This window comes from Kytococcus sp. Marseille-QA3725 (assembly GCF_054950055.1).
The window spans coordinates 621,852-642,446 of the sequence record NZ_JBUCLA010000002.1 but is presented as its reverse complement, the minus strand read 5'-3'; the positions used below and the strand labels follow the sequence as shown (position 1 = coordinate 642,446).

The 20,595-nt window shown below is 73.3% G+C and carries 24 protein-coding genes; 11 read left to right on the top strand and 13 right to left on the bottom strand.

The annotated features are described in order from the left end of the window. Nucleotides 1–39: 39 nt before the first annotated feature. Entirely contained in the window at nt 40–741 is a 702-nt protein-coding gene (locus ACY8FT_RS11160; protein WP_462418960.1) for an HNH endonuclease family protein, read from the top strand. A gap of 22 nt (nt 742–763) precedes the next feature. Further along, the gene (locus ACY8FT_RS11155) at nt 764–976 is read left to right on the top strand and encodes a GntT/GntP/DsdX family permease (protein ID WP_462418959.1); all 213 of its coding nucleotides are present in this window, start codon (nt 764–766) and stop codon (nt 974–976) included. A gap of 80 nt (nt 977–1,056) precedes the next feature. On the opposite strand, the gene ACY8FT_RS11150 is transcribed toward ACY8FT_RS11155, so the two are convergent. Then, the gene (locus ACY8FT_RS11150; RefSeq protein ID WP_462418958.1) at nt 1,057–1,539 is read right to left on the bottom strand and encodes a hypothetical protein; all 483 of its coding nucleotides are present in this window, start codon (nt 1,537–1,539) and stop codon (nt 1,057–1,059) included. A 265-nt stretch (nt 1,540–1,804) separates the two neighbouring features. Here ACY8FT_RS11150 and ACY8FT_RS11145 point away from each other — a divergent pair, with 265 nt between their 5' ends. Further along, nucleotides 1,805–2,485, top strand: a complete 681-nt coding sequence (locus tag ACY8FT_RS11145) for an HNH endonuclease family protein (protein WP_462418957.1) — start codon at nt 1,805–1,807, stop codon at nt 2,483–2,485. 75 nt (nt 2,486–2,560) lie between these two features. Here the strand turns inward: ACY8FT_RS11145 and ACY8FT_RS11140 are convergent, their stop codons facing one another. Both ACY8FT_RS11140 and ACY8FT_RS11135 read right to left on the bottom strand, forming a co-directional pair. Further along, nucleotides 2,561–4,309, bottom strand: a complete 1,749-nt coding sequence (locus tag ACY8FT_RS11140) for a pyruvate dehydrogenase (RefSeq protein ID WP_462418956.1) — start codon at nt 4,307–4,309, stop codon at nt 2,561–2,563. 100 nt (nt 4,310–4,409) lie between these two features. After that, nucleotides 4,410–4,901, bottom strand: a complete 492-nt coding sequence (locus tag ACY8FT_RS11135; RefSeq protein WP_462418955.1) for a lamin tail domain-containing protein — start codon at nt 4,899–4,901, stop codon at nt 4,410–4,412. Nucleotides 4,902–5,054: 153 nt separating this feature from the next. Between ACY8FT_RS11135 and ACY8FT_RS11130 the strand changes: the two genes are divergently transcribed. Further along, nucleotides 5,055–6,596, top strand: a complete 1,542-nt coding sequence (locus tag ACY8FT_RS11130) for a S8 family serine peptidase (RefSeq protein WP_462418954.1) — start codon at nt 5,055–5,057, stop codon at nt 6,594–6,596. A gap of 72 nt (nt 6,597–6,668) precedes the next feature. On the opposite strand, the gene ACY8FT_RS11125 is transcribed toward ACY8FT_RS11130, so the two are convergent. The 4 genes from ACY8FT_RS11125 to modA all read right to left on the bottom strand — a co-directional run bounded on the left by ACY8FT_RS11125 (nt 6,669) and on the right by modA (nt 9,927). Next, a complete protein-coding gene (locus ACY8FT_RS11125; RefSeq protein ID WP_462418953.1) occupies nt 6,669–7,535 on the bottom strand; it encodes a dienelactone hydrolase family protein in 867 nt (288 codons plus the stop codon). 81 nt (nt 7,536–7,616) lie between these two features. Next, complete coding sequence (locus ACY8FT_RS11120) at nt 7,617–8,282, bottom strand: ATP-binding cassette domain-containing protein (RefSeq protein WP_462418952.1); 666 nt, start codon at nt 8,280–8,282, stop codon at nt 7,617–7,619. Beyond that, complete coding sequence (locus ACY8FT_RS11115; RefSeq protein ID WP_462418951.1) at nt 8,279–9,124, bottom strand: ABC transporter permease; 846 nt, start codon at nt 9,122–9,124, stop codon at nt 8,279–8,281. The genes ACY8FT_RS11120 and ACY8FT_RS11115 overlap by 4 nt, the downstream gene beginning before the upstream one ends. Beyond that, nucleotides 9,121–9,927, bottom strand: a complete 807-nt coding sequence (modA, locus tag ACY8FT_RS11110) for a molybdate ABC transporter substrate-binding protein (protein WP_462418950.1) — start codon at nt 9,925–9,927, stop codon at nt 9,121–9,123. Before modA ends, ACY8FT_RS11115 begins: the two co-directional genes overlap by 4 nt. A 37-nt stretch (nt 9,928–9,964) precedes the next feature. Between modA and ACY8FT_RS11105 the strand changes: the two genes are divergently transcribed. Continuing rightward, nucleotides 9,965–10,534, top strand: a complete 570-nt coding sequence (locus ACY8FT_RS11105; protein ID WP_462418949.1) for an N-acetyltransferase family protein — start codon at nt 9,965–9,967, stop codon at nt 10,532–10,534. Between the two features lie 105 nt (nt 10,535–10,639). Here the strand turns inward: ACY8FT_RS11105 and ACY8FT_RS11100 are convergent, their stop codons facing one another. Then, nucleotides 10,640–11,500, bottom strand: coding sequence for a dienelactone hydrolase family protein (locus ACY8FT_RS11100; RefSeq protein WP_462418948.1), 861 nt, complete (start codon nt 11,498–11,500; stop codon nt 10,640–10,642). Between the two features lie 142 nt (nt 11,501–11,642). Between ACY8FT_RS11100 and ACY8FT_RS11095 the strand changes: the two genes are divergently transcribed. Next, entirely contained in the window at nt 11,643–12,557 is a 915-nt protein-coding gene (locus ACY8FT_RS11095) for a cation diffusion facilitator family transporter (RefSeq protein ID WP_462418947.1), read from the top strand. A 12-nt stretch (nt 12,558–12,569) separates the two neighbouring features. On the opposite strand, the gene ACY8FT_RS11090 is transcribed toward ACY8FT_RS11095, so the two are convergent. Both ACY8FT_RS11090 and ACY8FT_RS11085 read right to left on the bottom strand, forming a co-directional pair. After that, the gene (locus ACY8FT_RS11090; protein ID WP_462418946.1) at nt 12,570–13,538 is read right to left on the bottom strand and encodes a LuxR C-terminal-related transcriptional regulator; all 969 of its coding nucleotides are present in this window, start codon (nt 13,536–13,538) and stop codon (nt 12,570–12,572) included. A 107-nt stretch (nt 13,539–13,645) separates the two neighbouring features. After that, entirely contained in the window at nt 13,646–14,344 is a 699-nt protein-coding gene (locus ACY8FT_RS11085) for a hypothetical protein (RefSeq protein WP_462418945.1), read from the bottom strand. Nucleotides 14,345–14,517: 173 nt separating this feature from the next. Here ACY8FT_RS11085 and ACY8FT_RS11080 point away from each other — a divergent pair, with 173 nt between their 5' ends. Beyond that, a complete protein-coding gene (locus ACY8FT_RS11080; protein WP_462418944.1) occupies nt 14,518–14,937 on the top strand; it encodes a GNAT family N-acetyltransferase in 420 nt (139 codons plus the stop codon). A 67-nt stretch (nt 14,938–15,004) separates the two neighbouring features. Here ACY8FT_RS11080 and ACY8FT_RS11075 read toward each other — a convergent pair whose 3' ends face one another. Then, entirely contained in the window at nt 15,005–15,508 is a 504-nt protein-coding gene (locus tag ACY8FT_RS11075) for a hypothetical protein (RefSeq protein ID WP_462418943.1), read from the bottom strand. Between ACY8FT_RS11075 and ACY8FT_RS11070 the strand changes: the two genes are divergently transcribed. After that, nucleotides 15,501–16,049, top strand: coding sequence for an Ltp family lipoprotein (locus tag ACY8FT_RS11070; protein ID WP_462418942.1), 549 nt, complete (start codon nt 15,501–15,503; stop codon nt 16,047–16,049). The two genes, ACY8FT_RS11075 and ACY8FT_RS11070, sit on opposite strands and share 8 nt — an antisense overlap. Nucleotides 16,050–16,103: 54 nt before the next feature. Here ACY8FT_RS11070 and soxR read toward each other — a convergent pair whose 3' ends face one another. Beyond that, nucleotides 16,104–16,547, bottom strand: coding sequence for a redox-sensitive transcriptional activator SoxR (gene soxR, locus ACY8FT_RS11065; RefSeq protein WP_462418941.1), 444 nt, complete (start codon nt 16,545–16,547; stop codon nt 16,104–16,106). A 116-nt stretch (nt 16,548–16,663) separates the two neighbouring features. Here soxR and ACY8FT_RS11060 point away from each other — a divergent pair, with 116 nt between their 5' ends. Next, nucleotides 16,664–17,305, top strand: coding sequence for a transketolase (locus ACY8FT_RS11060; protein ID WP_462418940.1), 642 nt, complete (start codon nt 16,664–16,666; stop codon nt 17,303–17,305). Then, complete coding sequence (locus ACY8FT_RS11055) at nt 17,305–18,192, top strand: transketolase family protein (RefSeq protein ID WP_462418939.1); 888 nt, start codon at nt 17,305–17,307, stop codon at nt 18,190–18,192. The genes ACY8FT_RS11060 and ACY8FT_RS11055 overlap by 1 nt, the downstream gene beginning before the upstream one ends. A 3-nt stretch (nt 18,193–18,195) precedes the next feature. Here the strand turns inward: ACY8FT_RS11055 and ACY8FT_RS11050 are convergent, their stop codons facing one another. Beyond that, nucleotides 18,196–19,107: a hypothetical protein gene (locus ACY8FT_RS11050; RefSeq protein WP_462418938.1), complete on the bottom strand. Its 912-nt coding sequence runs from the start codon at nt 19,105–19,107 to the stop codon at nt 18,196–18,198. Nucleotides 19,108–19,249: 142 nt separating this feature from the next. Between ACY8FT_RS11050 and ACY8FT_RS11045 the strand changes: the two genes are divergently transcribed. Further along, nucleotides 19,250–20,590, top strand: a complete 1,341-nt coding sequence (locus tag ACY8FT_RS11045; RefSeq protein WP_462418937.1) for an MFS transporter — start codon at nt 19,250–19,252, stop codon at nt 20,588–20,590. Nucleotides 20,591–20,595: the final 5 nt, after the last annotated feature.

The following is a 20,595-nucleotide window of genomic DNA, read 5'->3' as shown; positions in this document are numbered from 1 at the left end:
CCGATCGTGCGGGCCCCTTCCGTGAGCGGAGTTCCCCCGATGTCTCGTCGCCCCTCCCCTGCCCTGCCCACCCGCCGTCGCGCGACCCGGCTGGCGACCTCGATGGCCACCGGTCTGGCCCTGGCGGCCGGCCTGGTGGCACCGACCACCGCCTCCGCGGGCACGGCCAGCACCTACTCAGCCCCGCTGCGCACCGCGGTGAAGTCCCTGCCCGTGGCGGCGGAGAGCAACTCCGGCTACGACCGCGACCGCTACTTCGGTGACTGGCGCGACACGAACGGCGACTGCCAGAACACCCGCCACGAGGTGCTCGTCCAGGAGACGAAGGTGGCTCCCACCTACTCCAGCCGCCGGTGCACCGTGAAGGCCGGCAAGTGGGTGACCAGCTGGGACGGCCGCACCCACCGTTACCCGACCACCGTGCAGATCGACCACACCGTGCCGGTGCACGAGGCGTGGGGCAGCGGCGCCAAGGGGTGGACGCAGACGCGTCGCAAGGCGTTCTACAACGATCTCGGCGACAAGCGCTCCCTGAACGCGCAGACCTCCGCCCTCAACTCGTCCAAGGGCGCCCGTGGCCCGGAGCAGTGGCTGCCGCCGACCAACCGCTGCCGCTACGTGCAGGAGTGGACGGCCGTGAAGCTGCGCTGGCGCCTGAAGGTCGACGCCACCGAGAAGGCCGCCCTCACCCGCCTGGCGGCCGGCTGCTCCAACGTCACGGTGACGGTCAACCGCGTCTGATCACGCCTCGTTCGCCCCGGCGATGGGTTCCATGGACGTGGCGCGGATGGCCGTCGCGCTGGCGATCGCCTCGGGCTCGATGTGCACGCTGCAGATGAACAGCAACTTCTTCTGGATGTTCACCTCGCTGCTCGGCCTGACGCCCCGAGGTGGCCTGAAGACGATGACCACCGTCACCTCGATCGGGCCCGTGCTGCCGCTCGGGGCGATGGCCGCGGACGCGCTCGTGGCCTGAGGCGGCCCGCCGGGGTCAGCGCACGGACCGCACCCGGCGGGCCGCGGACCTCCTCGACGGGTGCAGACCGCGCGGCACCGTCAGAGACGCACTCCGACCGCGGTGAGCAGCTCCCGCATCGCCTCCCCGGCGTTGCGCTGCTGGCCGATCTCGTTGGCGCCCACGGAGCGGAACGCCCCCTGGTAGGTGCCGTCGGCCTTGCCCGCGGAGCCGACGTAGAGCTCGCGACCGGCCATCAGCGACTGCGTCGACGGGTCGGCGGCGATCGCCGACCGGGAGGCCTCCAGCTCCTGCAGCTGCTGCGCGCTGAACGGGGCCCCGCTGGCGCTGCCGACGCCGGCCACCACGTGCTTGGTGCCGTCCACGGTCAGCGTCACGTGGCCGACCATCTTGTTGGCCTTGGCCTGGATCTGCTGGGCAGGTGCGTCGAAGAAGACGCCGCCCTGCCCGGTCAGCCAGACCCGCCCGGGCACGACGCCCAGGATGCACGGCTCGGACCTCGACGTCATGACCCGCGGGTAGCGGTACACACCCATCAGGATCGGCGTGGCCTGCTGCTGCATGGTTCCCCCTTCGTTGAACTCCTCGGAGGGCCAGCATGCCCACGAACGACCTGCCCCGCGAGGACCTCGTCGGTGGGCGTGGTCCGGCCGCACTCCGCCCCACGCGAGCCCCGAACGCACCCAGGAGAAGCATTTCATTACCAGGAGAGTCCTTCCCGCAGAGCAACTCCGAACCGTTCCTTGGTGGTCGCGAGGCAGCCCCGCCCCTAGCGTCCCCAGAAGCGCCCCGCGCGCCCACACACAGACAGCCCGAACGGAGTCACACGTGCGCACCGCTGCCCGCACCCGCCCCCTGCTCACCCTCGGCCAGGTCGCCACCGCCGCCGCCCTGGTGACCTCGCTGGCCCCCACGACCGCCAGCGCCGGCACCACCGACTACAGCGCCCCGCTCACCGAGGCGGTGGCCGACCTGCCCGTGTCGGCCGAGCAGAACGACGGCTACGACCGCGACAAGCACTTCGGCCGCTGGGCCGACGAGGACGGCGACTGCCAGAACGCCCGTGCCGAGGTGCTCATCGAGGAGAGCAGCACCGAGGTCACCTTCACCACCCCCGAGGAGTGCACCGTCGACGGCGGCACGTGGACCACGACCTGGGACGGCGTCGAGCACAAGAAGGCCTCCGAGACGCAGATCGACCACACGGTGCCGCTCCACGAGGCATGGGGCTCCGGCGCCCGGGACTGGGAGGACACCCGCCGCAAGGCCTACGCCAACGACCTGGGCGACGAGCGCTTCCTGACAGCCCAGACCTCGGCCCTGAACTCCGAGAAGGGCTCCAAGGGTCCCGAGGAGTGGCTGCCGCCGCGCGACGAGTGCACCTACGTGGCCGACTGGTCCGCCATGAAGGTGCGCTGGCGCCTGGACGTGGACGAGACGGAGAAGGCGACGATGGAGGAGCTCGCGGCCTCCTGCCCGGAGACGACCGTGGAGGTCACCATCGTCTGACCCCCGTCCGCACGGCGAGGCCGGGCCCCGCGACGGTGCGTCGCGGGGCCCGGCCGGTTCGGTCGAGGGAGCACCTCAGCGGCGGGGGATGTTCCGAACGTTGGAGCGCGCCATCGAGACCGCCTCGCCCACACCGCCGTTGAGCACGATCTTGCTCATGGCGGTGGCGAACCCGAAGACCTGGTCGCTGGTGACCTTGGGCGGGATGGAGAGCGCGTTCGGGTCGGTCACCACGTCCACCAGCGTGGGCCCGTCGTGGGCCAGCGCCTCGCGGTAGGCGGCTTCCAGGTCGCGCGGGTCCTCCACCCGCCAGGTCCGCCACCCCATCGCGGCGCCGATGGCGGCGTAGTCCACCTCGGGCACGTCGGTGCCGAAGCTGGGCAGCTCGTCCACGAGCATCTCCAGCTTCACCATGCCCAGCGTGGAGTTGTTGAAGACCACCGCCGTCATGGGCAGGTCGTAGGCCACCGGCGTGAGCAGGTCGCCCAGCAGCATCGAGAGGCCGCCGTCACCGCACATGGCCACCACCTGGCGCTCACGGTCGGCGAGCTGGGCACCGATGGCGTGCGGCAGCGCGTTGGCCATGGACCCGTGCAGGAACGAGGCGATGAGGCGCCGCGTGCCGAGCGGCCGCAGGTAGCGGGCGGACCACACGTTGCACATGCCGGTGTCGGCGGTCACCACGGCGTCGTCGTCCAGCGCCTGGTCGAGCAGGTCGGCGGCGTACTCGGGGTGGATAGGCCTCATGTCCAGCACGTCGTGGGTGTAGGCCCCCACGGACTTGGTCATGAGCCGCTCGTGCTTCTCGAGCATCCTCTCCAGGAAGCGGCGGTCGTCCTTGCGCTGCAGCAGCGGGAGGACGGCCTCGATGACGGAGCGCACGTCGCCCTGGACCGGCAGGTCCACGTCGGTGCGGCGGCCGATGACGGCGGCGTCGGTGTCCACCTGCACGGTGCGGGTACCGGGGAGGAACTGGTCGTACGGGAAGTCCGTGCCGAGCATCACCAGCAGGTCGGCGTCCTCGATGCCGGCCGCGGCGGCGCCGTACCCGAGCAGGCCGGTCATGCCCACGTCGAAGGGGTTGTCGAACTGGATGGCGTCCTTGCCGCGCAGCGAGTGGCCCACCGGGGCGGCCAGGGTGTCGGCCAGCTGCATCACCTCGGCGTGGGCGCCGCGCACGCCCTCGCCGCAGAACAGGGCCACCTTCTCGGCGCGGTTGAGCTCGTCGGCCAGCTCCTGCACGGCCTCGACGGTGGGCACCACCACACCCCGGCGCACCGGCACGTACCGGGGCGCCTCGGCGGCCACGTCCAGGTCGGCGATGTCACCGGGCAGGCTCACCACCGCCACCCCCTTGTTCTGCACGGCGTGGCGCACGGCGGCGTGCACCACCCGCGGGGCCTGCTCGGCGGTGGAGACCAGCTCGCAGTAGTCGGAGCAGTCGGTGAACACGCGGTCGGGGTGGGTCTCCTGGAAGTAGCCCTGCCCGATCTGGCTGCTGGGGACGTGGCTGGCGATGGCGAGCACGGGCGCCCCGGACCGGTGCGCGTCGTACAGGCCGTTCACCAGGTGGGTGTTGCCCGGGCCGCAGGAGCCGGCGCACACCGCGAGCCTCCCGGTCAGCTGGGCCTCGGCGGCGGCGGCGAAGGCCCCCACCTCCTCGTGGCGCACGTGCACCCAGTCGATGCCGCCGCGGGCGGCACCCCCGGTGCGGCGCACCGCATCGACGATGGGGTTGAGGCTGTCCCCCACGACCCCGTAGATCCTCTGCACGCCCGCTTCCACGAGCTGCTCGACGAGCTGTTCCGCGACGTTCTTGGCCATGCGGCCACCGTAGGGCGAGACCACGTCCGCGGCCAGCCGGTGGCGGGGAGACGACCGGACCCCGGCGCCAGGGGGCACCGGGGTCCAGGAGGTCGTCGGGTCAGCAGGCGGCGGACTTGATGTCGCCCTTGGTGCTCCGGTCCTTGTAGGTGCAGGTGTCGAGCACCGCGCCCTTGGGGCTCTTGAGCGTGATCGTGTCGCCGGTGTTGTTCCACACGTAGGAGGTCTTGCCCCAGTAGCGCAGCGTGGTGGAACGCACACCCGCGGTGTTGGTGCCCCGGCCGGTCATGATGCGAACCGTCCCCTTGGCCGGCACCACGGTGGTGGGCAGCCTGTAGGTGAAGCCCATCGCGTCGCGCACCGTGTAACCGGTGATGGTGCGCCGCACGCTGGTGTTGTTGCGCAGCACCACGTACTCGGCGTTGAGGCTGGCGTTGGAGTAGTCGTCGCGCTTGGCCCCGTAGGAGTCGTACACGATCTGCGAGATGGAGACGGGAGGCAGTGCCTCGGCGGCCGGTGCGGAGGTGAGCACGGTGGGGGCAGCGAGAGCGGCCGCGAGCAGGCCCCCCACCAGACGTGCGTGACGGTTCACCCTCCCAGTGTGCCGCATCGGCGCCCGGCTCTCAGCGCAGGGCCACCTCACCAGGACTGGGTCAATCCTCAGGCTTCCTTGGTCCGTCCCTGACTGCCCGGCGGCCACGATGAGGAGCCCCTTTCAGATCACACACTGGCCCGAGGAGAGCCCATGTCCCGCTTCCTGACCACCGCCGTCGCGGCCGCCATGGCCGGCGCGCTGAGCGTGCCCGTCGCCGCCGGCGCCACCCAGCACCGTTCCGAGGCCGAGCTCACGCCGCGCGTCGCCGCGTCGGCCGACTCGACCCCCTCCGCCCTGCACCAGACGGAGGGCCGCTCGGCCACCCGCATCCAGGTGAAGCTCGCCGAGGGCTCGTCCTCCGCGGTGCGCGCCGCCGCGCTCTCCGGCGAGGGCGACTCCCGCGTGGCCGCCCTGGGCCGCTCCGGCACCCTGCGTGACGTGCGTCCGATGGTGGACGCCCCCGCCTCCTCGTTGAAGGCCCTCAAGGCCACCGCCGAGCAGCGCTCCGGCGACGAGCAGGCCGACATGTCGCTGTGGCTGGTGGCCGAGGTGGCCGAGGGCGAGATGCAGTCCACCCTGGACGAGCTGAACGCCGACCCGGCCGTGGAGGTGGCCATGGCCGCCCCGCTGCCGGTGCAGCCGCCGCGCGCCGGCGCACCCGTGACCACTCCGCTGGCCGCCCTGCGCACCGACGCCACCGACCCGGTGAACCCGCTGGCCACCCCCGACTTCACCGACCGCCAGACCTACCGCGGCCCGGCCTCCGAGCAGGGCATCGAGGCCCTGGCGGCGCACGAGATGCCCGGTGGCAAGGGCAAGAACGTGGCCGTGGCCGACGTGGAGTTCGGCTGGACCATGGACCACGAGGACCTCACCCAGCTGGCCCGGGAGGACGCCCTCATCGCCAACGGCACCCCTTCGTACAGCTACCCCGAGCACGGCACCTCCGTGATGGGCGAGATCATCGGCGACGCCAACGAGTTCGGCGTCACCGGCATCGCGCCGGAGGCCACCGGGTACGTGGCCAACGCCGTCAGCAACGAGGGCGGCTTCACCCCGGGCGCCGCCATCGCCGGCGCCGCCGAGGTGCTCGAGCCCGGCGACGTGATCCTCCTCGAGCAGCAGCTCACCGGCTGCGGCGGTGGCTTCGCCCCGGTGGAGATCGACCCGGCCGCCTACGACGCCATCAAGACCGCCGTGGCCAAGGGCATCCACGTGGTGGAGGCCGCCGGCAACGGAGCCCAGGACCTGGACGACTCGTGCTACGGCGGCGAGGGCTTCCCCGACGGCAAGGGCGACTCCGGCGCCATCATCGTGGGCGCCGGCGCCAGCTCCCGCAGCGGCCGGACGCCCGGCGAGGTCCTGAGCTACTCCACCTACGGCTCGCGCGTGAACGTGCAGGGCTGGGGCGAGATGGTGGCCAGCGCCGGCTACGGCGACCTGCAGGGCGGTGACGAGACGGTGCAGTACACCGACCAGTTCTCGGGCACCTCCTCGGCCTCCCCCATCGTGACCGGTGCCGTGGCCCTGGTCTCCTCCATCGCCGAGGAGAAGGGTGTGGAGCTCGACCCGGCCGCCATGCGCACACTGCTCATGGAGACCGGCACCCCGCAGGCCGGGGACGACAGCACGCACATCGGCCCGCTGCCCAACGTGGTCAAGGCCGTGGAGGGCCTGGGTTCCGGCGAGTGACCCACCCCACCGTGTGACACCACAGGGGGCCGCTGCCACACCGGCAGCGGCCCCCTGTGGGTGAGGGGCGGATCAGCAGGGGCTGCGGTAGACGAAGCCCTGCTCGGCGGGGGCGCACACGAACTGCTCGTAGCGCTGGTCACCGTCCACGTGCACCTTGAGGAAGCTGAGGATGCGGCCCTGGATGACCTTGTTGTCCACCAGACCCGCCCAGTGGGTGCCCGCCAGGTCGGTGAACAGGCCCTTGGTCTCCGAGCCGATCGACTCGTGGATCGGCACCGCGTACTCACCGGCCGGGGCCACGTTGTCGATCCCCCCGGCGATGGTGAGCGACGGCTCGCTCACGCCCTTGAATCCCTCCTGCGCCCACGGGTGGATCGGCACCACAGCGTCCTGCTCGGACTCCTGCGCGGCGTAGAGGACGCCGCCGCCACCCATCGAGTGGCCCACCAGGGCCGTGCGCTCGGCATCGAGCAGCGGGGCCATGTCGGCGTCCGCCGCGAGCGCCTTCTGCGCACCCAGCGCCGCCTTGCCACGGGCCTGCGGCTGGCTCATGACGGTGGGGGCCTCGGCCATGAGCACCACGAACCCGTGGGAGGCCAGGCGCTTGGCCACGAACTCCATCGCCGACCCGGGCTCGGTGAACCCGGGCATGGTCACCACGCCGCCGAAGGTCTCCCCCTCGGCGCCGTTGGAGGGGTGGAACACCGTGCCGCCGTAGAAGTCCGCGTCCGGGGCGGCCTCCAGCTTCTTGCTGGCCACCTCGTAGGGGCCGTCCACGCCGACCGAGTCCTTGGTCGGGGCCGGGCCGTGCTCGGCGGCGGGCTGCACGTCCTGGGCCGAGAACGCGGCCGGCGCGACCGGGCCGGCGGTCGCGGGGGCGGCCAGGCCGAGGGCCAGACCGGCGGCGAGGACGGTGGTGCGGGTCAGAGAACGCATCATCTGCTCCTGTTGTTGAGGGGAGCCCCCCACGCTAGGGAGAGCAGGTGACGCGGCCCCCTCCTGCGGGTCAAGGAGCGGTCAGGAGTCCGTACGGGTTGCCGGCAGGCGCAGCTCGTCGTCGGCCAGGGCGTCCACGTCGGCCGGGTCGTGGGTCACCAGGAGCACCGGGCAGGCCAGGCGCTCGAGGGTGGCACGCAGCCAGGTGCGCACCTCGCCGCGGGCGGTGGTGTCCAGGGCGGAGAGGGGCTCGTCGAGCAGGAGGGCAGCGGGGTCGGTGGCCAGCGCCCGGGCCACGGCCACCCGCTGGGACTGCCCACCGGACAACTCGGCCGGGCGGCGGGCGGCCAGGTGCTCGATGCCGAGGGCGGCCAGCACCGCATCAGCCCGGGCCTCGGCGGCGCGGCGCCCGGCCCCACGCGCACTCGGCCCGAAGGCGACGTTCTGCCGCACGGAGAGGTGGCCGAACAGCCGGTGGTCCTGGAAGACCACCCCCACCCGGCGGCGCTCCGGCGGCACGAAGGTCCCGGTCGCGGCGTCGTCCCACACCCGGCCGGCGCAGCGCACGTGGCCGGACGCCACGGCATCGAGCCCGGCGACGGCCCGCAGCAGCGAGGTCTTGCCCACCCCGTTGGGGCCGAGCACGGCCAAGGTGCGCCCGGGCCGCACGGCGCAGGCCACGCGCAGGTCCAGCGTGCCGCGGCGGATGCGTGCGTCCACCTCGAGCGCGGGCGTGGCGCCCGTCATCGGGGCAGCCCCGGCGTCCAGCGGTCCCGCAGCAGCACCAGCACGGTCACGCACACCGCCAGCAGCACGAGGCTCAGGGCCACGGCGGCGGGCGGGTCGGTCTCGAAGGCGCGGTAGACGGCGCTCGGCATGGTCTGGGTGACGCCCGGGAGATTGCCGGCGAAGGTCACCGTGGCGCCGAACTCCCCCAGCGCCCGGGCCCACCCGAGCACGGCCCCGGCCGCGATGCTGGGCCCCAGCGCCGGCAGGGTGACGCGGCGGAAGGTGGTGAGCGGCCCGGCCCCCAGGGTGGCGGCGGCCTCCTCCAGGGCGGTGCCGGTGGAGCGCAGTGCCCCCTCCACGGTGACCACCAGGAAGGGCAGCGCCACGAAGGTCTGCGCCAGGACCACGGCGGTGGCGGTGAAGGGCACCTGCCAGCCGGTGGCCTCGTACAGCCAGCGGCCCACCAGGCCGGTGCGGCCGTAGGCCAGGAGGAGCGCCACACCGCCGACCACCGGGGGCAGCACCATGGGCAGGGTCACCACGGCGCGCAGCAGGCGCACGGCGGCGGCACGCGCGGGGCCCGTCGGGCCGCCGGGGTGGGCGTCGGCCCGGGCGAGCACCCACGCCAGCGGCACCCCCATCGCCAGGCAGAGCAGGGTCGACACGCTGGCCGTCACCAGGGAGAGGCGCAGCGCGTCGAGCACGGCGGGGCGGGCCAGCAGGGCGGGCAGGTCGCGCCACGGGGCGAGCACCACCATCGCCACGAGGGGGGTGAGCAGCAGGAGCGCGCCCACCGCGGCGGGCAGCGCGAGTGCCACGGGGGGCCGACGGCGGGCGCGGTCGGGACGGTCGGTCGTCACGGAGTGGTGAACCCCGCCTCGCGCAGCACGGCGCGGCCGCGGTCTGACTGCACGGCATCGACGAACGCCCGGGCCAGGGCGGGATTGGCGGAGGCGCCCACCACCGCCAGGGGGTAGTCGGTGGTGGGCGCCTCCGGCAGGGGCACCTCGTCCACGGCACCGTCGGCGGCGCGTGCGTCGGTCACGTAGACCAGGCCCGCGTCCACCTCGCCGAGGCGCACCTTGGCGAGGGTCGCCTTGACGTCGCGCTCCTGGGTGACCGGGTGGAGCGTGGTGCCGGTGGCGTCGGACAGCTGCTGGGCCGCCGCACCGCAGGGCACCTCGGGCAGGCAGGTCGCCAGGCGCACCTCCTCGCGGGCCAGGTCCTCCACACCGTCGATGCCGGCGGGATTGCCCCGGGGCACGGCGAGGGTGAGGCGGTTGCGCGCAACCACCGAGGGTTCCTGCACCGCCCCAGCCCGCACCGCGGTGTCCATGGTGGCGGTCGAGGCGGTGGCGAGAACGTCGGCCGGTGCCCCCTGGGTGACCTGCGTGGCCAGGGCCGAGGAGCCCCCGAAGCTCAGGCGCACGTCGGAGCCGGGGTGGTTGCGCTCCACGTCGGCGGCGATCTGCTCGAACGCCTCGGTGAGCGACGCCGCGGCCAGCACGGTGATCTCGCCGGTCGGCTCGCCGTCGGCCCCGGACCCGTCCTGCCCGGCGGGCTCCGGCCCCCCGCAGGCGGCGAGGGTCAGGACGCTGACCGCCGCCAGCCCCCACGACCGGCGGGACGGCAGGGTCCTGGGGAATCGCCTCGGGGTGCGCATGGCCAGACTGTACGGGCCCGCCGCTAGTGTCCGCGGCATGGACGGGAACTGGTCGGTGGTGCCCCTGGGGCCCGACACGTGGGAGCTGTTCGCCGAGCTCGTGGAGCGCAACAACGGCGTGTACGGCGGGTGCTGGTGCATCGGCTACCACCCCGAGTGCGGGCAGCCCGTGGACCACCGGGAGACCAAGCGTTCCCGCGTGATGTCCGATGCCGCGCACGCCGCTCTGGTGCTCGACGGCGCCGGGGTGGCCCAGGGGTGGGCACAGTACGGATCGCCCGAGGAGCTGGCCGGCATCAAGCACCTGCGCGCCTACCAGAAGGACGCCCCGCCACGGCCGGACTGGCGGCTGACCTGCGTCTTCGTGGACCGGCGCCACCGCGGGCAGGGCGTGGCGCGGCGCGCCGTGGAGGGGGCGCTCGACCTCATCGGGCAGGCCGGGGGCGGCCTGGTGGAGGCGATCAGCGAGGTGACCGACGGCCGTCAGGCGCAGGGACGCTTCCTGTTCAGCGGCACCGTGGAGCTGCTCGAGGACCTCGGGTTCACGCGCGTGCGCCAGGTGGGCAAGCACGCGTGGATCGTGAGCCGGACGGTGGACCCGGCCTGAGCGGCGTCCCACCACGGCGCGCGCCAGGGGCTGCCCACCACCAATGACACCGCGAGGGGCCACCGTCGGCGTGACGGTGGCCCCTCGTGCGCTGGTGTGGCTGGCTCAGCAGGGGGACTTGTAGACGAAGCCCTGCTCGGCCGGGGCGCACACGAACTGCTCGTAGCGCGTGTCACCGTCCACGTGCACCTTGAGGAAGCTCAGGATGCGGCCCTGGATGACCTTGTTGTCCACCAGACCCGCCCAGTGGGTGCCCGCCAGGTCGGTGAACAGGCCCTTGGTCTCCGAGCCGATCGAGGCGTGGATGGGCAGCGTGTACTGCGCCATCGGGGCCACGTTGTCGAGCATGCCACCGATGGTCAGGGTCGGCTCGGTGACGTCCTTGAAGCCGCGCTGGGCCCAGGGGTGGATCGGGATGACGGCGTCCTGCTCGGACTTGGCCGCGGCGTGCAGCACACCACCGCCACCCATCGAGTGACCCACCAGGGCCGTGCGCTCGTCATCGAGCAGCGGGGCGACGGTCTCGTCGGCGTGCAGCACCTTCTGCGCGGAGAGCGTCGCCTGCGCACGCGACTCCGGCTGGCTCATGGGAGTCAGGGCCTCGGCCATCATCACCACGTAGCCGTGGGAGGCCAGGCGCTTGGCCACCAGGTCCATCACCGCACCGGGCTCGAGGAAACCGGGCATGGTCACCACGCCACCGAAGGTCTCCCCCTCGGCGCCGTTGGACGGGTAGTAGATGGTGCCGCCGTAGAACCCCTTGGAGAGGTCCACCGGCACCTTCTTGCTGGCCACCTCGAAGGTGCCGTCCACACCGATGGACTCCTTGGTCGGCGCCGGGCCGTGCTCGGAGGCTGCATTGGCGGAGGGCAGGGCCAGGTCCGCGGTGGCAGCGGTGGCGGCCGGCGCGCCCAGGGCCAGGGTGAGTCCGGCAGCGAGGGCGGTGAGGCGGGTGCGTGCGCGCATATGTGCTCCTGTGGTGTGAGGAGGGGAGGGGTGCTGTCACAGTAGGCGCACCACGCGCGCCGGGTACCCCTCTCGGGTCAAGGAACGGTCAGCACTTGGCATGAAGTCAGCGCGTCGCCGCGGTCCCCTACGATCGCCGGCGATGAGCCACCACCACGACCACCTGCCCCACGGCGCCGGTACCCACCGTGGGCGGCTCGCCGTGGTCCTGGGCATCACCGCCACGGTCCTCGTGGCCGAGCTGGTGGGTGCCTGGGTCTCGGGGTCGGTGGCCCTGCTGGCCGATGCCGGGCACACGCTCACCGACCTCGCCGGCCTGGTCATGGCCCTGGTGGCCGCCCAGCTGGCCCGCCGCCCCGCCACCCCGGAGCGCACCTGGGGCTGGCTGCGCGCGGAGGTGCTCGGCGCCGGCGCGCAGGCCCTGCTGCTGCTCGTGGTGGGCGTGGTGGTGCTGGTCGAGGCCGTGCAGCACCTCGTCTCACCCGAGCCCGTGGCCCCCGGGGCGATGCTCGTGTTCGGCGCCGTCGGCCTGGTGGGCAACATCATCGGCCTGCTCGTGCTCGCCGGGGCCCGGGAGGCCAACCTGAATCTCCGGGCTGCCTTCCTGGAGGTGTTGAACGACGCACTCGGGTCGGTGGCCGTGCTCGCCGCGGCCCTCGCGGTGCGGTGGACCGGGTGGGAGCGCGCCGACGCCGTGGCCTCGCTGGTGATCGTGGCCCTCATCGTGCCGCGCACGCTGGTGCTGCTGCGGCAGGTGCTGCGCGTGCTCCTGGAGGCCACGCCCGGCGGTCTGGACCTGAGCGAGGTGCGCGCCCACATCGAGGCCCTGCCGCACGTCCGCGGGGTGCACGACCTGCACGCCAGCCAGGTGGCCACGGGCGTCCCGGTGCTCACCGCGCACGTGGTGGCCGACGAGTCCTGCTTCCACGACGGCCACATGACCGGCCTGCTCGACCGGGTGCAGGAGTGCCTCCGGGAGGACTTCGGCATCACGCACTCCACCGTGCAGTTCGAGCCGCCTGCACACGCCGGGCACGAGGTCGACGTGCACGCCTGACGGGCCGCCGCGTCAGGAGGGCGCGCCCAGCACCAGCGCGATGCCAGAGCGCTGGCTCTGCCCGCACTTGCGCAGCACCGAACCCACGTGGGTCTTGACCGTCTTCTCGCTGATGACGAGGCGCTCGGCGATCTGCGCGTTGGTGAGCTGCTCGCGGACGATGAGGTCGGCCACCTCCGCCTCCCTGGGGGTCAACGGCGTCGAGGGGCCGGCCGGGGCGGGCGGCGCCTCGGTCACGAGGGTGGCGAGGCGGCCCTCCACCCGCTCGCAGATCCCCGCGGCCTCCCGCACCCGTTCGGCGACCTCGCCCTCGACGAGCCCGTCGAGCCCCTCCAGGCCGGTGCGCGCCCGGCCCACCAGGGCGGTGAGGTCGTGGAGCTGGTCCACGAGGTCGCGGGGATCAGGGGCCAGCTCGGGGAAGGCGCGGTGCAGCTCGGTGTCCCGCGGGTCGGAGGCGTCGTGGCCCTCCCGGCCCAGCATCACCGCGAGCGCCTCCACCACCCGCACGTGATCGTCGGTGTACACCCGCGGCCGCAGGGAGTGCGCGGCGAGCACACCGAGCACCTCGCGCTCCGGGGAGAGGATGGGGGCGCACACGGCATCGCGGGTCGGCTCCCCGGCATCGCCGAAGGGGAGCGCGTCCCCCAGCAGGGCCCCGGCGTCCTGGCGGAAGACGTACGGGCGCCCGTGGTCACGCACCCACTCGGTCACCGACCCGGGCGGGGAGTCCATGACGTCGGGGCCCTCCAGGCGGTCGCCCTCGATGACGAACGGCGCCACCACGTGGTCCTCGTGGAAGTAGGCGATGACGAGGGCGTCGGTGGGGGTGAGGGTGCGCACGGCGTGGTGCACGCACCGGTAGCGGTCCTGTGCGCGGTCGGGGCCCAGCACGTCCAGGCGTCGGGCGGTGCGGCGCAGCGCGCGGCTCGTGGCCCCGTCGAGGGGCGGGGTGTCGTCCTGGGTGCCGGGTTCGCCGTCCACGGGGGCACGCTACTGAGCCCCCGCAGCGCGCCGGGCCGCCCCCTCGACGGTGGAGGGGGCGGCCCGGAGCGGAGGGGGCACGGACCAGCCGCGCCGGGGACCGGCCGTCAGTCGACCACGACGGCGCCGTAGCCGTAGACGTCGTGGAACTGGTTGGTCCAGTCCGCACCCACCGAGTGGGGCTCGTTGGCATCGGGACCCGAGAGCGGGTCGAGGACGGTGTACTTGCCGGAGTCCTTGTCGTACCCGGCCAGGACCACCCAGTGGGAGACGGACTGCGAACCCGCGAGGTCCTCCTGCCAGTACTGACCGGCCACCTGCGCGTCGCCGAGGACCATGACCGTCTTGCCCTCGCGGGCGGCGGCCTCGGCCTCGTCGGCGGTGGCCACCCAGTGGGTGTCGAAGCCGTAGGCGGCGAAGCCGTTGCGGACCTGCTCGACGTTCGTGTTGCCGGTGGGGGCGGCGCCCATCGCGCCGCGCATGTCGCGCACGGCCTCGGTGGGGTCGGCGGGGTCACCGCTCCACTTCTCCGGGGTCACGCCCTGGTCGAACAGGGACATGAGCAGGGACACCGGTCCGCAGTCGTACCAGGTGCTCACCTGGCTGTTGGCCTGGCGGATGGGCACCAGCTCGCCGGCGGCCGCATCGGCGGAGAAGGGCGAGGCGGTGGCGGCCGGCTGGGCGGCGGTCTCGGCGGCGGGGGCCTGCGCCGGGGCGGCCTGGGTGGGGGCGCCGGCGCCCAGCACGAGGGCGCTGCAGGCGGCCAGTCCGGCCAGCGAGGTGGTGAAGCGGGTGTGGGTGTTCATGGGCCTGTCCTCTCGATCGCGGGGTGCGGATCGGCGGGCGGTTGCCTGCCACGCCCTCGACGGTGCCGCACTCCAGGCCGCGGCACCATCGGTCGCGGACCGAGATCCGCACCCGGGGGTCCTAGGACCACCCGCGCGCCGGGGCGCCGCGGGACCCCTCTACGCTCGCCGCCATGACGACCCCCTGGCCCGTCCGCGACGAGGCGCCCACCCTGGCGGAGTACCTGGACATGCGACCGGCCGCGGGGCTCTCCCCGGTGACGGCGGAGCAGGGCGCCCCGGCCCTCACCGGCTCGTGGGCGTGGGCCACCGTGCGTGCCCCCGACGGCCGGCTCGCGGCGATGGGTCGCGTCATCGGCGACGGCGGGTGGTGCTTCCACGTGGCGGACATGGCCACCCACCCCGACCACCAGCGGCGCGGCCTGGGGCGCGCGGTGCTGCAGCGGCTGCTGGACCGCATCACGGCCGAGGCCCCGGAGCGCCCGTACGTGACGCTCATGGGCGACGGGCCGGGCCGACGGCTCTATTCCTCGATGGGTTTCGTGGACGCCATGCCGCACTCGATGGGGATGCGCTGGGCGCCGCAGGAGTGAGGGGCAGCAAGGCTTCAGCACAGGGAGGGATGTTGTCGGACCCCAGCCCTAGGTTCGGAGGGTCACATCACACACACGAAGGACTCTCCGTGAACACCTCGCACGTCTCACGCATCCTGACCGTCGCCCTCGTCGGATCCCTGCTGACCGCCTGCGGCTCGGACGGGGAGGCTGCCACACCGGCCTCCAGCAGCACCACGACCACGACGTCGGGCACGACCCCCTCCAGCACGTCCGAGGACGCGTCATCCCCCTCCTCCGAGGCGACGTCGCCGACTACCTCGACGCTCTCGCCCACCGCGAGCAGCGCACCGGCCACCACGTCGAGCTCACCCCAGGAGGCACCTTCCTCGTCGCAACCCACCCCCTCCACCACCGAGCCGAGCACTCCGACGGAGCCGGCGACGGCCGCTCCGACTCCGGAGCCCTCCTCGGAGCCCACCAAGGCGAAGAAGCCCACCCCCACAGCAACCAAGAGCGCGGAACCCTCCCCGGAGCCCACCGAGAGCAAGAAGCCCACCCCCACACCGACCACACCGGGCGGAGCGGAGTTCGAGAACGCCGTGGGCAAGGCCCAGCAGTATCTGGAGTACAGCGCCTTCTCCCGCAGCGGACTCATCGAGCAGCTCGAGTACGAGGGCTTCAGCAAGGCCTCGGCCACCGCAGCCGTCGACAGCCTGACCGTCGACTTCGACCAGCAGGCAGCCAAGAAGGCCAAGGACTACCTCGAGTACTCCGAGTTCTCTCGCACGGGGCTGGTCGAGCAGCTCGAGTTCGACGGCTTCACCACCGCCCAGGCCACCTACGGAGCCGACAACTCCGGCATCAAGCAGGGGTCCGAGGCGGCGGCGAAGGCCAAGAGCTATCTCGAGTACTCGGCCTTCTCCCGCTCGGGTCTGATCGAACAGCTCAAGTTCGACGGCTTCACGTCACAGGAGGCCCGCGCCGCCGTCGACAGCCTCTCGGTCGACTACGACGAGCAGGCGGCCAAGAAGGCCAAGGACTACCTCGACTACTCGTCGTTCTCCCGCTCGGGCCTGATCGAACAGCTCAAGTTCGACGGCTTCACCACCGCCCAAGCCACCCACGGAGCCACCCAGGCCGGTCTCTGATCATCCGTGGGGCGGCCACCACGGGCCGCTCCACGGACCACCAATACCGCAGCATCAGTCCTCGGCGGGTTCGAGGGCCACAGCGCCCGTGCCCCGCTCGGCCATCACGTCATCGGGGTTGTAGAGGGCACAGGCCTTGAGGCTCAGGCAGCCGCACCCGATGCAGCCGCCCAGGTCGTCTCGCAGACGCTCCAGCCGGGTGATCTGGTCGTCCAGCCGGGCCCGCCACGACCGGCTCAGACGGCGCCAGTCGGCCTTGGTGGGGGTGCGCCCCTCGGGCAGCGTGGCCAGTGCCTGCTCGATCTCGTCCAGGCCGAGCCCCACCCGTTGCGCGGCCCGGATGAAGGCGACTCGGCGCAGCACGGCGCGGGGGAAGCGTCGCTGATTGCCGGCCGTGCGCTCGGCACTGATGAGGCCGCGGCCCTCGTAGTAGCGCAGGGCCGAGGCAGCCACCCCTGAGCGGCGCGCCACCTCGCCGATGGTGAGCTCGTCCACCACGACCTCCTTGACTTCATGTTCACTTCAACCTACAGCCTGAGCCCATGACGACACCATCGACAGCCTCACGCCGCCCTTCCCCGCCTCCGCCCGGGACCACCGACCGCCGCGGACTCATGGCCCGCCTCACCGGTGACGAGAAGCACGACCACTCGGCCACCTCTACCCTCGACGTCCTCGAGGTGCTCTTCGACCGCGTGCTCCACCACGACCCGGCACGCCCCGACCACCCGGGCCGCGACCGCTTCCTGCTGAGCAAGGGACACGGCCCGATGGCCTACTACGCCGTGCTCGCCAGCCACGGGTACTTCCCCACCGAGTGGCTGGACGACTTCGCCTCCTTCGACTCCCCACTGGGGCACCATCCCGACCGCACCCTGGTGCCCGGCGTGGAGATCTCCTCGGGATCCCTGGGCCACGGGCTGCCCCTCGGCGTGGGCACCGCACTGGGACTGCGCGTGCAGGGTACGGCGGCACGCACCGTGGTACTCGTGGGCGACGCGGAGCTGGACGAGGGCTCGAACACCGAGGCGATCGAGTTCGCGGCCGCCGCCGGGCTCGGTGGGCTGACCGCGGTCGTCATCGACAACCACTCCTCCAGCTACGCGGTGCGTGGCCGCATCGCCGAGCGGTTCGCCGTCAACGGCTGGCACACCACCACCGTCAGCGGGAGGGACCACGTCCAGCTGGAGGCCGCCCTCTCGCACCGGGTGCCCGAGACCCCCACCGCCGTCATCGCCCGGGTGGAGGCCGCCTGATGAGCACCCGCGAGCAGTTCGGACGCACCATGGCCCACCTCCTGGACGAGCGGGACGACCTGGCATTGGTCTACGCCGAGATCGGCGGTCGCTTCTTCACCGATGCCATTGCCCGCCATCCCGACCGGGTGCTCAACTTGGGCATCCGCGAGCAGCTGCTGGTCAGCGCCTCCGCCGGACTGGCCCTCACCGGCATCCGCCCTGTGGCGCACACCTTCGCCTCCTTCCTGGTGGAGCGTGCCTTCGAGCAGGTCAAACTGGACTTCCCCCACCAGGGAGTCGGCGGCGTCCTGGTCTCCGCAGGCGGGTCGTTCGACATCTCCTCCGGTGGCCGCACCCACCAGGCCCCCGGTGACATGGCCCTCATGGACACCGTGGCGGGCGCCCACCTGCACGCGCCGTCCACCGTGGAGGAGGCCGACGCGGCGGTCCGCCTGGCCACCGCGGGCGAGGGCCTTCACTACGTGCGCCTGGTGGAGCAGACCAATACCGAGTCCTTCCCGGTCACCGCCGCCCCGACGTGGCACGTGGTGCGCCGCGGATCGCGCGGCACTGTCCTGGCGCTCGGCCCGGTGCTCGATGCCGCGCTGGCCGCCTCCGAGGGACTGGACCTCACCGTGGCCTACACCCATCGCATCCGCCCCCTCGATGCCGTGGGTCTGCGCCAGCTGGTGACCGGCACCGACGTCGTGGTGGTGGAACCCTGGCTGAGGGGCACCTCCGCCCACGCCGTGCAGGAGGCGCTGTCCGACCGGCCGCTCCGGTTCGAGTTCCTCGGTGTGGGGCGCGAGGAGCTGCGCCGGTACGGCACGCCGGCCGAGCACGTGTCCGCCCACGGGCTGGACGCCCACGGCATCCGGCAGCGCCTGACGACCCGGTTCGCCTGAACCTCAGGAGCCCTCGGTGGCGAGGTGGTGCAGCAGCGCCGCCTCGCTGCCGGCGAGCCCCACGGAGAGGTACACGCGTCGACGGGTCCGACGACCGGGGTGACGGCCGCCGACCACGTCGGCCAGGTCGACGACCCGCGCCAGATCGCCCCGGGCGGCCACCAGGGCCGGGGGTTCGTAGGCGGCCAGCTGCTCCGGGGAGTCCGTGGCCACCAGCGCGGCCCCGGTCACCAGGTCGAGGGGGAACTCGGCACGTTCCACCTGTTTGGGCCCCACGGTGTGCACGAGGACGTCCTCGGCCAGCCACCCGGCATCGACGACAGGGGTCGGGGAGGTGGTGGCCAGGACCACCACGCCAGCCCCCTCCACCGCCTCGCGCGGTGAGGGCGCGGCCACGGCGTCCAGGCCCAGCTCCAGACGAGCCCGCCGCGCGAAGGCCTCACGACTGGCTGAGGCCCGTGAGGCGACGCGCACCGCGGTCACGTCGAGCTCCCCGGAGACGGCCCAGAGCTGGGCCCACGCCTGCGGGCCCGCCCCCACAACTGCCACCCGGGTGGGACCCGCGGGCCCCAGGACCCGCGCCGCGACCCCACCGAGCGCTCCCGTCCGCAGGGCCCCGAGGCGCTCTCCGACGTGCACCGCCGCCACACGGCCGTCGGCATCGTGGGCCACCACCACCTGGTCGGCAACCGTGGTGGGCAGGGTGTCGTAGACGCGGTACCCGTACCAGCCGTCGCCACGCCCTGCGGTGAGGACGGCGCGCCCCTCGCCCAGGTCGGCCGACACGCGGGGTGGACTGACCGTGCGGCCGGCGACGCGGCCGTCCAGGACGGCCACCATCCTGTCCACGGCAGCGCGGGGGCGCAGGCGGGTGAGGTCGGAGTCGGTCAGGAGCACGGGTGCGGCAGCAGTCATGCGGGGGACTCCATCGCTTCAAGTCGACATGAGGTCAAGCCCGGCCCACACGGCGGATGCAGCGGTGCGGACGGGGCCACCGGCGGACCGCTACCGTCGGCGGCCGAGACGCCGCCGCCGAGCCACCTGGAGGGAGGTCCCCTTGACCACCACGGACGCACGCCGCCCCGGACTGCTCGCGACCGTCGGGATCCTGCTGGTGGCGGGTCTGGCCGGCCTCGAGGCGACCATCGCCTTCGAGACCTACGCGGTGACCACCTCGCTGCCCTCGGTGGTCGACGCGCTGTCCGCCCCGGCCTGGTACTCGGCGGCCTTCTCAGGCACCCTCATTGCCTCCGTGACGGGCATGGTGCTGGCCGGGCCGTGGTGCGACCGGGTCGGGGCACGGCCGCCCCTGCTCACCGCGATCGGGCTGTTCGTCGTCGGGGTGCTGATGTGCGCGCTCGCCCCGCACATCGCGGTGTTCGTTCTCGGCCGGCTCGTGCAGGGCGTCGGCGTGGGCATGGCCGCCGTGACCATCTACGCCATCGCCTCGGCGACCGTCCCGCAGGAGCACCACCCGGCGCTCTTCGGCGTGGTCAACGCGGCCTGGGTGGTGCCCTCCCTCGCGGGGCCGGTGGTGTCCGGGCTGCTCACCGAGCACCTCGGGTGGCGCTGGGTCTACGGATCGGTGGCGGTGGTCGCCGTGCTCTCGGCGGCCGGCCTGCTGGTCGGCCTGCGCGGCCGGGACACCCGGCCCGCCGGGGACGGGAACGTACGCATCCCGTGGGGCTGGGCCGTCGCCGCATCGGCCGCGGTGCTCGCCATGAGCCTCTCGGGCGGCAACCGGAGTGCGTGGAGCCTGCTGGCGCTGGCGCTCTCCACCGCGGCGGTCCTCGCCGTCCTGACGCGGTTGCTCCCGCCCGGGGCGCTGCGGGCCCGGCAGGGGGTTCCGCGGCTGGTCGCGATGCGGAGCCTGCTGGCCGCCTGCGCCTACACCACGGAGACCTACGTCCCGCTCTTCCTCCAGCGGGACCGGGGCGTGTCCATCGTGCTCTCCGGCCTGGCGCTGGCCGGCTCGGCGGTCGGCTGGGCGGTGGGGGCCTGGTGGCAGGCGCGCCCGAGGAGGCCCGGCCCGCCGTCGCTGCTGCCGGCTGCGCTGCTGGTGCTCTGCGGCCCGGTGTCCACCGGCCTCGTGGTCGCGACCGGCTGGGCGTGGTGGCCCGTCTCGGTGGGCGTGGCGCTGGCCGGGGTGGGCATGGGTGTGGCCTACCCGCAGATCTCCTCGCAGGCCCTGGCCCTGAGCCCCCGGCGCGAGCACGGCCGGGTCGGGTCGAGCCTCCAGCTGGGTGAGGCCTGCGCGGTCGCGGCCACCCTCGCGCTCGGCGGCGCCGCCCAGGTGCACCTCGGCGACGGTCTCGCGTGGACCTACGCGGGGCTGGCCGGCATCGGCGTGCTCGCGGTGCTGGTGGCGCGCAGCGCGCGGGACCGCCCGGCGGCCTGAGGCAC